This is a genomic window from Microtetraspora malaysiensis (assembly GCF_001528665.1).
In the GTDB taxonomy this organism is placed as follows: Bacteria; Actinomycetota; Actinomycetes; order Streptosporangiales; family Streptosporangiaceae; genus Microtetraspora_A; species Microtetraspora_A malaysiensis.
The window spans coordinates 212402-224555 of record NZ_BBYJ01000007.1 but is presented as its reverse complement, the minus strand read 5'-3'; the positions used below and the strand labels follow the sequence as shown (position 1 = coordinate 224555).

Below are 12154 nucleotides of genomic sequence, written 5' to 3'. Positions count from 1 at the left end.
TCGCGCGCCGGGCCTGAACGTGCCACGATTTGCCGCATGGGTCTCCCCGAACACCATTTGACCGAGGGCGAGCGCCTCGTGCTCTCGTTCCACCCTCACTGGAAGCGGCTCGTGCTTCCCGTCCTCGCCCTCGTCCTCGTCGTGGCCGTCGCCGGAGCGGCGATCTACTTCATCCCCGGCGACTACACCTACGCCGCGTACGCCCGGATCGCGGTGGGGGTGGTCGCGTTCGTCGCCCTGACGCTGTGGACGTTTATCCCCTACCTGCGGTGGAAGACCACGTCGTACACCTTGACGTCGCACCGTTTCGCCATCAGCACCGGCGTCCTGAACAAGTCGGAAGAGGACATCCCGATGGCGAAGGTCAACAGCGTCAGCTCCGACCAGAGGTTCTTTGAGCGGTTCCTCGGATGCGGGACGCTCCGGGTCGAGTCGGCCTCCGAGAAGGGCGAGATCGATCTCCTGGACATCCCGAAGATCCAGCTCGTGCGCCAGGAGCTGTTCCGCCTGGTGGAGGATGCCTCCGATGGGACCATCGACGGCAAGTAGCCCGGCAGGAGGGGAAGGTGGCCACACGGCGTCCCACCTCTGACGACATCCGGCGGCTGTTCGTCGGGTCGCCGCCCCGCTACACCCGCGGCGAGGTGGCCGCCGCCGCCGATCTGCCGCAGGAGTTCACCGGGCGGATCTGGCGCGCGCTCGGCTTCGCCACGCTCGCCGACGACGCCGTCGCGTTCAACGACGGCGACGTCGACGCGTTGCGCCGGATCCGCGCGATGCTGGAGACCGGCCTCCTCGACGAGCAGGCGATCGTCCGGATGGCGCGGGCACTCGGCCGTACGACGTCGCGGTTGGCGGAGTGGCAGGCGGAGATCATGATGGGCGCGATCCTCGAGCCCGGGACGCGGCCGAGCGACGAGGACCTGGCCCGGTCGATGGAGATCGCCGCCCGGTTCCTGCCGGACTTCGAACAGACGCTGCTCCACGTCTGGCGGGCGCAGCTCGCCGCCACCACGAGCCGTCTGCTCGCCATCGCCGAGATGGCCGAGGAGCTGCCCACCACGTCGCGCCTGTCGCTGGCCGTGGGCTTCGCCGACATGGTGTCGTTCACGGCGTTCTCGCGGCAGCTGGACGAGTTCGCGCTGGCCGACCTGGTCGAGGGGTTCGAGGCGCGCACCTCCGACGTGATCGCGTCGCACGGCGGGCGGCTGGTCAAGACGCTCGGCGACGAGGTGCTGTTCACCGCCACCGATCCGGTGACCGCGGGACGGATCGCCCTCGACCTGGTCGACGAGCTCAAGCGGTCCAACGGGCGCGGCGAGGAGGGGCCCGACGTGCGCATCGGGCTCTCCTACGGGCCGGTGCTCCCGGTGATGGGCGACGTGTTCGGCACGACGGTCAACCTGGCGGCCCGGCTGACCGCCATCGCCCGGCCCGGGGCGATCCTGGCCGACGCCGAGATGGCGCACCGGCTGGAGGGTGCCGAGGGGGTCGAGGTGATGCGGATCCGCCGCCGTCCCGCCCGCGGCCTCGGGCTCGTTCAACCGTATGTCGTTCGTCGCACCTCGCCTTCCACAGGCCGGTGAGCTTGACGAACTCCGGCACGGTGGAAATCCTGGGGGTTTCCCATTCGAGATGAGGTGTCAAGAATGCCGTATGAGGTCCAGGGTGTGATCGCACGGGGCAAGGGCGAGGCGGTGACGCTGGAGACGGTCCACGTGCCCGATCCCGGCCCGGGTGAGGCCGTGGTGAACGTCCAGGCCTGCGGTGTCTGCCACACCGACCTGCACTACCGCGAGGGCGGGATCAACGACGAGTTCCCGTTCCTGCTCGGGCACGAGGCGGCGGGAGTGGTCGAGGCGGTCGGCCCCGGCGTCACCGACGTCGCCCCGGGCGACTACGTGATCCTCAACTGGCGCGCGGTGTGCGGCCAGTGCCGGGCCTGCCTGCGCGGACGTCCGTGGTACTGCTTCAACACGCACAACGCGACGCAGAAGATGACGCTCGCTGATGGAACGGTCCTCAGCCCGGCGCTCGGCATCGGCGCGTTCGCGGAGAAGACCCTCGTGGCCGCCGGGCAGTGCACCAAGGTGAACCCGGAGGCGAAGCCCGCGGTCGCCGGGCTGCTCGGCTGCGGCGTGATGGCCGGGCTCGGCGCGGCGATCAACACGGGCGGCGTGACCAGGGGCGACTCGGTCGCCGTCATCGGCTGCGGCGGCGTGGGCAACGCGGCGGTGCTCGGCGCGCACCTGGCCGGGGCCGGAAAGGTCATCGCGGTGGACGTGGACGACCGCAAGCTCACCTGGGCCCGCGACTTCGGGGCCACCCACACGGTGAACTCGCGGGAGACCGACGCCGTCGAGGCGATCCGCGAGCTCACCGGCGGCCACGGCGCGGACGTCGTCATCGACGCGGTCGGCCGGCCCGAGACCTACGAGCAGGCGTTCTACGCCCGCGACCTCGCCGGCACCGTCGTGCTGGTGGGCGTCCCCACGCCCGAGATGCGGCTCGACCTGCCGCTGCTCGACGTCTTCGGCCGGGGCGGCTCGCTCAAGTCCTCCTGGTACGGCGACTGCCTGCCGAGCCGGGACTTCCCGATGCTGATCGACCTCTACCTGCAGGGCCGGCTCAACCTGGACGGGTTCGTCTCCGAGACGATCGGGCTGGACCAGGTCGAGGAGGCGTTCGCCAAGATGCACCGCGGCGAGGTGCTGCGCTCCGTGGTGGTGCTGTGACGGCGCCTCCGCGTCCGGCGAACCCTACGACACGAGAAGAGAACCAACGATGAGCGCTGTCTCCCGCCTGATCACGTCGGGCACGTTCTCCCTGGACGGCGGGACCTGGGAGGTCGACAACAACGTCTGGCTGGTCGGCTCCGCCGACGAGGTCGTGGTGATCGACGCGGCGCACGACGCCGCCGCCATCGCCGCCGCCGTCGGCTCCCGCAGGTTGCGGGCGATCGTGTGCACCCACGCGCACAACGATCACATCAACGCCGCGGCCGAGCTGGCCGAGCGCACCGGCGCGCCGATCCTGCTCCACCCCGCCGACCAGGTTCTCTGGGAGATGGAGTACGGCGACAAGGTGCCGTACCGGCCGCTGGAGGACGGTCAGGTGATCGAGACCGGCGGGCCGGAGCTCCGGGTGCTGCACACGCCCGGCCACGCCCCGGGCGCGGTCTGCCTGTACGCCCCGGAGCTGGGCACGGTCTTCACCGGCGACACCCTGTTCCAGGGCGGCCCCGGGGCGACCGGCCGCTCCTTCTCCTCGCGGGAGACCATCGTCGAGTCGATCAGGACGCGGCTGCTCACCTTGCCAGAGGACACCGTCGTGAACACCGGTCACGGTGACTCCACGACCATCGGTGCCGAGGCGCCGAACATCGCATAGCGGGAAGGCGCCCCACATCGTCCACCTGCGACGATGTGGGGCGTCTCACCTAGGCAAGCCTTACCTGAGTGCGTTATCTTAGGTATGCCTTACCTGATTTCCCCTTAGCGAGGACCCATGTTCGTGTGCATCTGCCGAGCCGTGACCGAGGACGAGGTGCACGACTGCATCGCCGGCGGCGCGAAGAGTGCCCGCCAGGTGCGCGACATGACCGGCGCCGGAGGGGACTGTGCCCTCTGCGTGCGCAAGGTGTGTGCGATGCTGAAGAGGGCGGATGCCCTCGTCACCAGCGCATAGACCGAGGGGGCCCGGGATGCAGGGCGACAAGGACATCATCGCGTTGCTCAACGAGCAGCTCACCAGCGAACTGACCGCGATCAACCAGTACTTCCTGCACGCCAAGATGCAGGGGAACTGGGGCTACACCAAACTCGCCGAGTACACCCGGCACGAGTCGTTCGACGAGATGAGGCACGCCGAGCGGCTCACCGACCGCATCCTCTTCCTGGACGGGCTGCCCAACTACCAGAAGCTGAACACGCTGCACATCGGGCAGACCGTCAAGGAGCAGCTCCAGGCGGACCTGGCGCTGGAGTACAGCGTGGTCAAGCGGCTGAAGCCGGGCATCGCGTTCATGCGCGAGCGTGGCGACATCACGTCCGCCAACATCTTCGAGGACATCCTCAAGGACGAGGAGATGCACATCGACTACCTGGAGACCGAGCTGGGCCTCTACGAGAGCCTCGGGGAGCAGCTCTACCTCCAGCGGTACGCCGAGCCGCCCTCGTCCTCTTCCTGAAATTTCCGGACATTTGACGCCCGCCCATTCCGGCGGGCGTTCTTTTTTGCCTCCCTTTCCGTTCCGCTTAAGAACCGGCTGCCGCGTGTCGGCAATCCGTCTTTTGGGTACGGCGGACAGGGATCTGCCGGGAAAAGCTGGAACCCTTGCGTGCGGGCTAATGACCATTTATCAGTGTTTGCCCACGTCAATTGATGGGTCAACGACAAGTCAAACCGCGCGCTGTGGCCGGGAAACAACCGCTTAAGGTCCTACGATCGCACCATGACCTGCGTACTTCTCGCCGAGGACGACACCTCGATTTCCGAGCCGCTGGCGCGCGCATTGCGTCGGGAGGGCTATCAGGTAGAGGTGAGCCCTGATGGCCCGCAGGCCCTGGAAAGGGCTTTGTCGGGAGGTGTCGACCTCATTGTTCTCGACCTCGGGCTGCCCGAGATGGACGGCCTTGAGGTCGCGCGCCGGATCCGCGCCGAAGGGCACGGCACGCCGGTGCTGATTCTCACCGCACGTGTCGACGAAGTCGACACCGTCGTCGGCCTCGATGCCGGGGCCGACGACTATGTGACCAAGCCGTTCCGCTTGGCCGAGCTGCTCGCCCGCGTCCGGGCACTGCTTCGGAGGGGCACCTCCGAAACACCTGTGGTTCAGGGCGTCAGGATCGACGCAGACTCCCGCCGTGCCTGGATGGGGGACAAGGAGCTTCATCTGACCACCAAGGAGTTCGACCTGCTGCGCGTGCTCGTCCGCGACGCCGGCAAGGTGGTCACCCGCGAGCAGATCATGCGGGAGGTGTGGGACACCAACTGGTGGGGGTCGACCAAGACCCTCGACATGCACATCTCCTGGCTCCGCCGCAAGCTCGGGGACGACGCCGCCAAGCCGCGTTACATCACCACTGTCAGGGGAGTGGGCTTCCGATTCGAGCGCGAATAGGCCCGCATGGGCGAAGGGACTAGCACGTGCGTCGGCGCCTGCTCTCCTCGATGCTGCTCGTCGCGGTCATCGCGGTACTGCTGCTCGGGGTCCCCCTGGGCGTGGTCGTCGTCAGACTCATCCACGACGAGGCCGCGACAGAGTTGCATTCGGAGGCCACACGGCTGCTGATCGGGGTCGAATACTCCATAAGCCAGGAGCAGTCCATCGACCCCAAGCAGCTGGAGAAGAACTATCCCGACCGCTACATACAGGTGTTCGTGCAGGGGATCGCGCCGATCGCGGCGGGTACGGCGCCCCCCGCGCACCGGCAGATGACGGAAGAGGCGCGTTCGGAGAACGGCTACGTCCGGGTCAGCCAGGACGCCGCGCAGGTCCAGCAGGACGTCCGGGGGCGGCTGGTGCTCATTGTCGCGCTCATCCTGGCGGCACTGGGTGTGGCAATCGGGCTGGCCATCGTGACCTCGCTCCGCCTGACGTTGCCGCTCCAGGACCTCGCCAGGATCGCGGAGCGGCTCGGCTCAGGTGACGCCCGGCCGAGCCGGCACAGATACGGCATCCCGGAGCTGGACCGCGTCGCGCAGGTGCTCGACCGCAGCGCCGTCCGCATCGCGGACCTGCTCGGCCGGGAGCGCGAGTTCGCCACCGACGCCTCGCACCAGCTCCGCACGCCGCTGACGGGGCTGAGCATGCGCCTGGAGGAGATCGTCGCGGCGGCGGGGGAGCCGGCGATCGTCCGCGAGGAGGGTGAGGCCGCGATCGTGCAGGTCGAGCGGCTGACGGCGGTCATCGACGAGCTGCTCGCCGCCGCCCGGCGGCAGCGGCATGCCCAGGCCGAGGCGATCGACGTCGATCAGGTCCTCGACCAGCAGGTCACGGAATGGGAGCCCGCCTTCCGCCGGGCGCAGCGCTCCATCAAGCTCGTGGGCAGCCGTGGCCTGCGGGCGCTCGCCACGACGGGCGGCCTGAGCCAGGCCGTCGCGACCCTCCTGGAGAACTCGCTCCAGCACGGCGGCGGCACGGTGACCATGACCACCACGAGCACGGAGAAGTCGATCGTCATCGAGGTGGCGGACCAGGGGCCGGGCATCCCCGAGGAGCTCGGCGGCAGGGTCTTCGAACGCAACGTGAGCGGCGGCGGCGGCACCGGGCTCGGTCTGACGCTCGCCCGGTCGATCGTCGCGGCGGACGGGGGGCGGCTGGAGCTGATCAAGCGACGGCCGGCGACCTTCGCGATCTTCCTACGGCACGTCGAGGACGACGCGCGCTACCGGGTGGTGAGCGGTCCGGCCTGATTCTCGACCACCGAGGCGGGGGTGTCGGGGACTTCCAGGAACACCCACTTCTTGTACGACCAGAAGCGGAACAGCGTGCCCAGAACCAGACCGATGATCTGCGCGACGTTGTAGCTGACCGCGTCGTGCAGCCCGAGCACGTAGGTGACGAACGAGATGACGGCCAGCGAGATGGCCAGGCCGACCCCGTTGAGCAGGAAGAACATGATGTACTCGCGGGCGAGGCCGCTCTGCTCGCGGTGCCGGAACGTCCAGTAGCGGTTGCCGAAGTAGGCGAACGTGGCGGCGACGACGGTCGCGATGGTCTTGGACGTCAGCGGCCCCAGCTCGACGCCGAAGCGCAGCAGGTTCGTGCCGCCGAAGTCGATCACGAACGCGAGCCCGCCGATCAGACCGAACTTGATCAGCTCATGGAGGATGGCGGCGAACCGCTCGTAGACGCCTCGGAGAAGCTGCACGACTCGCTGATCCTTCCCGGCCTGCACTGCGTTCTATCCAGGCTACCGGTAACCGGGCTCGCAGTGGTCCCCGTCACCCCGCTCCGATCTCACCACCTGGGAAGGTGGGCTGATCTTCGCAGAACCGGAAGAAAGTTTCATGAAATATCGGGCTATGTGGGGTCAAGGCGGGCGGGACGGGCTACTCTCCCGACTGGTTCGGGGATCATGAGCCGGTTCTGATGGTCGTGAGCGCGTACGCCGGCGTGCGGCGGTTCACGCGCCCACGGGAGGGCGCCGCGAGCGCCCACGACCGGACGCGTGACTGGAAAGGTGGCTCAGCCGTGCCGCGCCGTCCCCTGATCGGGCCCTCCGCCGTCCTCGCCGCCGTGCTCGGGACCGCCCTGCTGGCCGGATGCGGCGAGCGCGGCCTCGCCGCGGCCGCCCGGCCGTCCCGCGACGCGACGCCCCGGCCGGTGACGGCCACCCGCGAGGACGCCACAGCCGCCTTCGCGGCGCTCGCCGACCTCGCCGACGCCTGGCAGCGGCGCGACTGCGCGAAGATCGAGTTCCTCACGACATGGACGGAGAGCGTCCTGTCCGGCCGGGCCTGCCAGGCGGCCAGGCGGGGAAACCCGGTCCCCGCCGCCGCCGGCGGCTACACCGACGCCGAGTTCTACCTGCCGGAGGAGCCCGGGGATCTGCCCTGGTTCGCGGCCCTGGCCCACAAGCCGCGGCCCGCCTACTTCGTGTTCGTACGGTCCGACGGGCGGTGGCGGCTCGGCGCCGGGCCCGTCCCCGTGGTCGGTGCGCTCCCCGAGCTGGAGGAGGGGCGGGTCGCGCCGGAGCCGGACCGGGACGCGCGGGTCCGGGCGGGGCTGGCGCCGACCAGGCTGCTCGCCTTCCTCACCGACCCGGCGGGCGTGAGCGGGGTGCGGGTGCGCTCCGGCGACCCGATGCGCGACCTGCTGCGGGAGCTGACCGACCGGTCCGCCGCCGACCGGCCCGACCGGATGTCCGCCGAGGCCCGGCTGGAGGGGCCCGCGTACGCGCTCCCGCTGCCCGGCGGGGGCGCGCTGGTGTTCCACACCCTGCGGATCGTCGTCACCCAGAAGCCCGGCGCGGGCCGTCCCGCATACAAGGCGGCCGCCGTACGGGCCTTCACGGGACGTGGTGCGACCGGCGGGGGCGCGGTCACCGGGCACGAGCTGCTCTTCCTCGCCACCCGGGTGTCGGCGAAGGGCGTGCTCGACACGGTCGCCATGCGCCGGGCCCTCGCCGACGTCACGGTGTCCTGACCGCCGTCGCGCATATGGCCGGCGGCGAGGATTCCCGGTCCGGGGGGTCGGTAGGCTGACATGTCGTGAACAGCCCAAACGTGCCCCCTACCCCCCGACCGGTCGTCGGCCCGGTGGTCGGCGTCGTGGGAGCGGGACAACTCGCCCGGATGACCCAGCAGGCCGCGATCGCCCTCGGCGTCGAGCTGCGGGTCCTGGCCAACTCCCGCGACGAGAGCGCCGCCCGTGTCATCGTGGACACCCGCATCGGCGACTACCGCGACCTGAGCGACCTGCGTGACTTCGCGAAAGGCTGCGACGCGGTCACCTTCGACCACGAGCACGTGCCCACCACGCACATCCAGGCCCTCCTCGACGACGGCGTGGCCGTACACCCCGGCGCGGAGGCGCTCGTCCACGCGCAGGACAAGGCGGTGATGCGCGAGCGGCTGACCGAGATCGGCGCTCCCTGCCCGGCCTGGAGGCGCGTCTCGGATCTCGCCGACGTCGAGGCGTTCGGCGAGGAGCACGGCTGGCCGGTCGTGCTGAAGGCGGTGCGCGGCGGCTACGACGGCCGCGGCGTCTGGGTGTGCGCGTCGGCGGACGAGGCCCGGGAGGTCGTCGACTCCGGTGTGTCGCTGCTGGCCGAGACGTTCGTGCCGTTCGAGCGGGAGCTGGCCGTACTGGTCGCCAGGTCGCCGCACGGGCAGGGCGTCAGCTATCCGGTCGTGGAGACCGTGCAGAAGGACGGCATCTGCGTCGAGGTGATCGCGCCCGCGCCCGACCTGGACCCGGAGAGCGCGGCGGCGGCGCAGCGGATCGCCCTGCGCATCGCGCAGCAGCTCGGCGTGACCGGCCTGCTGGCCGTCGAGATGTTCGCCACCAAGTCGGGGCTGGTCGTCAACGAGCTGGCCATGCGCCCGCACAACAGCGGCCACTGGACCATCGAGGGCGCCAGGACGTCCCAGTTCGAGCAGCACCTGCGGGCGGTGCTCAACCTGCCGCTCGGCTCGCCGTCGCTCACCGCCCCGGTCGTGGTCATGGTCAACCTGCTCGGCGGGCCCGACCCGGACGTCTTCGCCCGGTACGAGCACGTCATGGCGAACGACCCCGGCGTGAAGATCCACTTCTACGGCAAGGACGTACGGCCCGGTCGGAAGATCGGGCACGTCACCGCGCTGGGCACCGACCTCGACGAGGTCCGGGCCCGCGCCTGGCACGCCGCCGACTGCCTGAGGGGGCCGAACGATGTCTGAGACCGGAGCCACCGTCGGGATCGTGATGGGCAGCGACTCGGACTGGCCCGTCATGCGCCAGGCCGCCGAGGCGCTGCGGGAGTTCGACGTCCCCTTCGAGGCCGACGTCGTCTCCGCGCACCGGATGCCCGCCGAGATGATCGAGTACGGCACCCGCGCCGCCTCCCGCGGGCTGAAGGTGATCATCGCGGGCGCGGGCGGCGCGGCCCACCTGCCCGGGATGCTGGCCTCGGTCACCCCGCTGCCGGTGATCGGCGTACCGGTTCCGCTGAAGTACCTCGACGGCATGGACTCGCTGTTGTCGATCGTCCAGATGCCGGCCGGGGTGCCGGTCGCGACCGTGGCCGTCGGCGGGGCGCGCAACGCGGGCCTGCTCGCCGTACGCATCCTCGCCGCGGCCGACCCGGCCCTGCGGAGCCGGATGGAGGCGTTCCAGACCGACCTCAAGTCCCAGGCGTACGCCAAGGGCGAGCGGCTGCGCGCCGAGGCGCGGACGCTGGGCTCGCTCTCCTAGCGAGCCGTCCGCCCGCCTGCGCGGCCGGGAACCCTCCCGGCCGCGCAGGCGGGGGTTCGCGCTACGGGCGGCCGAGGGCGCGGTAGTTCCAGCCGGCCGCGCGCCAGGTCTCGGCGTCGAGGGCGTTGCGGCCGTCCACGATGTTGCGGGTCCGCACCGCCTGGCCCAACTCCTCGGGGTCGAGGAGCACGAACTCCTGCCACTCGGTCAGCAGCAGCACCACGTCGGCGCCGCTGACCGCGCCGGTGGCACTGTCCGCGTACCCGAGGCTCGGGTGGGCGCGGCGGGCGTTGTCCAGCGCGACCGGGTCGTAGACCGTCACCCGGCCGCCCGACTGGCTGATCGTCACCGCCACGTCGAGGGCGGGCGAGTCGCGGATGTCGTCGGAGTTGGGCTTGAAGGCCGCGCCCAGGACGCCGACCGTGCAGCCGTGGAAGGAACCCCCGACCAGGCCGCGCGCCAGGTCCACCATGCGGGCCCGCCTGCGCATGTTGATGGCGTCCACCTCGCGCAGGAACGTCAGCGCCTGGTCGGCGCCCAGCTCACCGGCCCGCGCCATGAACGCGCGGATGTCCTTGGGCAGGCAGCCGCCGCCGAAGCCCAGGCCGGGGTTGAGGAACTTGCCGCCGATCCGTTCGTCGAACGACAGCGCCAGGGAGAGCTGCTTGACGTCCGCGTGGGAGGCCTCGCACACCTCGGCCATCGCGTTGATGAAGGAGATCTTGGTGGCCAGGAAGGCGTTCGCCGCCGACTTGACCAGCTCGGCGGTCGGATAGTCGGTCACGACCATCGGGATGTCGCCGAGCGGCGCGTAGACATCACGCAGCACCTTCTCGGCGCGCTCCGAGGTCACACCGAGGACGATGCGGTCGGGCTTGAGGGTGTCCTGGACCGCGAAGCCCTCACGCAGGAACTCGGGGTTCCACGCCAGCTCGACCTGCGACCCGGCGGGCGCGAGCCGTACCAGCTTCTCGGCGAGCCGCTCGGCGGTGCCGACGGGCACGGTCGACTTGCCCACGACCAGGCACTCGCGGTCGAGATAGGGGGCGAGGGAATCGACGACGGCGTCGAGGTAGGAGACGTCCGCGGCGTACTCGCCCTTCTTCTGCGGCGTGCCGACGCAGACGAAGTGGACGTCGCCGAACTCGGCCGCCTCCTGGTAGGACGTGGTGAACCTGAGTCGGCCACTGGCGAGATTGCGCCGGAGCAGTTCCTCCAGGCCGGGCTCGTGGATGGGAAGCTCGCCGCGCATCAGGCGCTCGATCTTGCCGGCATCGACGTCGAGACCGAGCACTTCGAAGCCCAGCTCGGCCATGCACGCCGCATGGGTGGCTCCCAGGTATCCGGTCCCGAGCACTGTGAGGCGGTATGGCACGGGCATGCTCCCATCTACCTGTTTGTACGGGGTGTGCGCATGGTATCGGGCCAGTCAACTGCCCCAGTCAGCACCTCGGCAAACAGCGACGCGGGCCCGGGACGGCTACCCTTGACGTGCAAAATCCCTTCCCCACAGGGCAATCCGTCGTTCACCCTCTGGCTGCTTCGATCTCCTGGGCGATCTTCCACAGCGGGGTGTCGCGGCGGGCCACCACGACCAGGACGTCGTCCTCGCCGTCCCGGGGCCGGTCGCGGTCGTCCAGCCAGGGCCCCAGCCCCTCCAGGATGCCGTACAGCGCCTCGGACAGCCGGTCCCGCACGTCGTCGGTCCCGCCGCCGCGCAGCCAGGCGCGCAGCACGTGGTTGTGCGTGGTCACGACGGCCGCCGCGATCACCTCGTGGCGCAGCCGCCGGGGTTCGGCCGCGCCGTCGCGCTCGTTGAGGAACGCGGCGAAGGCCCGCTGGTAGCGGCTGGTCGCGGCGATCTCGTGCTCGCGCAGGGACGGGACGCGCCGGGTCACCTCATAGCGCTTGACGGAGGTCTCGGGATCGGCGGCGTAGGTGCCCAGGACCATCAGCGCCGCCTCTGTGACCGCCGTCAGCGGCGGGACCAGCGGCGACGCCGCCTCCAGATGGGCGACGATCTCCCGGAGCATGGCGTCGTGATCCGGGAAGATCGCGTCTTCCTTGACCTTGAAGTGCCGGAAGAAGGTGCGCCTGGCCACGCCCGCGGCCTCGGCGATCTGGTCGACCGTCGTCTCGTCGAACCCCTGGGCGAGGAACAGGTCGAGCGCGGCGGCGGTCAAGCTCCGCCGTACGTCGCGTCGAGCCGGCACGTATCCCGTCCTTTCGTGTAAGAGCACCTTCTCGGGTGGC

14 protein-coding genes are annotated in these 12154 nt (G+C 70.3%); 11 read left to right on the top strand and 3 right to left on the bottom strand.

Translation table 11 applies throughout. The annotated features are described in order from the left end of the window. Window positions 1-36 precede the first annotated feature (36 nt). The 8 genes from AWQ71_RS08830 to AWQ71_RS08795 all read left to right on the top strand — a co-directional run bounded on the left by AWQ71_RS08830 (window position 37) and on the right by AWQ71_RS08795 (window position 6417). On the top strand, window positions 37-549 hold the full coding sequence (locus AWQ71_RS08830) for a PH domain-containing protein (RefSeq protein WP_067129534.1): 513 nt from the start codon (window positions 37-39) through the stop codon (window positions 547-549). A gap of 17 nt (window positions 550-566) precedes the next feature. Next, window positions 567-1586 (top strand): adenylate/guanylate cyclase domain-containing protein, encoded by a 1020-nt coding sequence (locus AWQ71_RS08825; protein ID WP_084258715.1) that lies wholly within the window; start codon window positions 567-569, stop codon window positions 1584-1586. 63 nt (window positions 1587-1649) lie between these two features. Beyond that, window positions 1650-2735 (top strand): S-(hydroxymethyl)mycothiol dehydrogenase, encoded by a 1086-nt coding sequence (locus AWQ71_RS08820; protein ID WP_067129524.1) that lies wholly within the window; start codon window positions 1650-1652, stop codon window positions 2733-2735. Window positions 2736-2784: 49 nt separating this feature from the next. Beyond that, the gene (locus tag AWQ71_RS08815) at window positions 2785-3390 is read left to right on the top strand and encodes an MBL fold metallo-hydrolase (RefSeq protein ID WP_067129519.1); all 606 of its coding nucleotides are present in this window, start codon (window positions 2785-2787) and stop codon (window positions 3388-3390) included. 117 nt (window positions 3391-3507) lie between these two features. Further along, the gene (locus tag AWQ71_RS08810) at window positions 3508-3687 is read left to right on the top strand and encodes a (2Fe-2S)-binding protein (RefSeq protein WP_067129517.1); all 180 of its coding nucleotides are present in this window, start codon (window positions 3508-3510) and stop codon (window positions 3685-3687) included. 16 nt (window positions 3688-3703) lie between these two features. Then, the gene (bfr, locus tag AWQ71_RS08805) at window positions 3704-4189 is read left to right on the top strand and encodes a bacterioferritin (RefSeq protein WP_067129508.1); all 486 of its coding nucleotides are present in this window, start codon (window positions 3704-3706) and stop codon (window positions 4187-4189) included. A 264-nt stretch (window positions 4190-4453) separates the two neighbouring features. Then, complete coding sequence (locus AWQ71_RS08800; RefSeq protein ID WP_030451323.1) at window positions 4454-5122, top strand: response regulator transcription factor; 669 nt, start codon at window positions 4454-4456, stop codon at window positions 5120-5122. A gap of 26 nt (window positions 5123-5148) precedes the next feature. Further along, window positions 5149-6417 (top strand): ATP-binding protein, encoded by a 1269-nt coding sequence (locus AWQ71_RS08795; RefSeq protein ID WP_084258714.1) that lies wholly within the window; start codon window positions 5149-5151, stop codon window positions 6415-6417. Here AWQ71_RS08795 and AWQ71_RS08790 read toward each other — a convergent pair. Further along, window positions 6390-6875, bottom strand: coding sequence for a GtrA family protein (locus AWQ71_RS08790; RefSeq protein WP_067129504.1), 486 nt, complete (start codon window positions 6873-6875; stop codon window positions 6390-6392). The two genes, AWQ71_RS08795 and AWQ71_RS08790, sit on opposite strands and share 28 nt — an antisense overlap. 323 nt (window positions 6876-7198) lie before the next feature. Between AWQ71_RS08790 and AWQ71_RS08785 the strand changes: the two genes are divergently transcribed. The 3 genes from AWQ71_RS08785 (at window position 7199) to purE (ending at window position 9901) form a co-directional block, all read left to right on the top strand. Then, the gene (locus tag AWQ71_RS08785) at window positions 7199-8152 is read left to right on the top strand and encodes a DUF8094 domain-containing protein (protein WP_157570253.1); all 954 of its coding nucleotides are present in this window, start codon (window positions 7199-7201) and stop codon (window positions 8150-8152) included. 65 nt (window positions 8153-8217) lie between these two features. Beyond that, window positions 8218-9387, top strand: coding sequence for a 5-(carboxyamino)imidazole ribonucleotide synthase (locus AWQ71_RS08780; RefSeq protein ID WP_084258713.1), 1170 nt, complete (start codon window positions 8218-8220; stop codon window positions 9385-9387). Next, on the top strand, window positions 9380-9901 hold the full coding sequence (purE, locus tag AWQ71_RS08775) for a 5-(carboxyamino)imidazole ribonucleotide mutase (RefSeq protein ID WP_067129489.1): 522 nt from the start codon (window positions 9380-9382) through the stop codon (window positions 9899-9901). Before AWQ71_RS08780 ends, purE begins: the two co-directional genes overlap by 8 nt. Before the next feature lie 61 nt (window positions 9902-9962). Here purE and AWQ71_RS08770 read toward each other — a convergent pair whose 3' ends face one another. Further along, on the bottom strand, window positions 9963-11282 hold the full coding sequence (locus AWQ71_RS08770) for a UDP-glucose dehydrogenase family protein (protein WP_067129486.1): 1320 nt from the start codon (window positions 11280-11282) through the stop codon (window positions 9963-9965). A gap of 145 nt (window positions 11283-11427) precedes the next feature. Next, window positions 11428-12114, bottom strand: a complete 687-nt coding sequence (locus AWQ71_RS08765; protein WP_169806529.1) for a TetR family transcriptional regulator — start codon at window positions 12112-12114, stop codon at window positions 11428-11430. Window positions 12115-12154: the final 40 nt, after the last annotated feature.

Bases quoted from the DNA above. Each gene is read 5' to 3' on its own strand.
- AWQ71_RS08830 (WP_067129534.1), top strand. From the start codon at position 37: ATGGGTCTCCCCGAACACCATTTGACCGAGGGCGAGCGCCTCGTGCTC.
- AWQ71_RS08820 (WP_067129524.1), top strand. From the start codon at position 1,650: ATGCCGTATGAGGTCCAGGGTGTGATCGCACGGGGCAAGGGCGAGGCG.
- AWQ71_RS08815 (WP_067129519.1), top strand. From the start codon at position 2,785: ATGAGCGCTGTCTCCCGCCTGATCACGTCGGGCACGTTCTCCCTGGAC.
- AWQ71_RS08810 (WP_067129517.1), top strand. From the start codon at position 3,508: ATGTTCGTGTGCATCTGCCGAGCCGTGACCGAGGACGAGGTGCACGAC.
- bfr (WP_067129508.1), top strand. From the start codon at position 3,704: ATGCAGGGCGACAAGGACATCATCGCGTTGCTCAACGAGCAGCTCACC.
- AWQ71_RS08800 (WP_030451323.1), top strand. From the start codon at position 4,454: ATGACCTGCGTACTTCTCGCCGAGGACGACACCTCGATTTCCGAGCCG.
- purE (WP_067129489.1), top strand. From the start codon at position 9,380: ATGTCTGAGACCGGAGCCACCGTCGGGATCGTGATGGGCAGCGACTCG.
- AWQ71_RS08770 (WP_067129486.1), bottom strand. From the start codon at position 11,282: ATGCCCGTGCCATACCGCCTCACAGTGCTCGGGACCGGATACCTGGGA.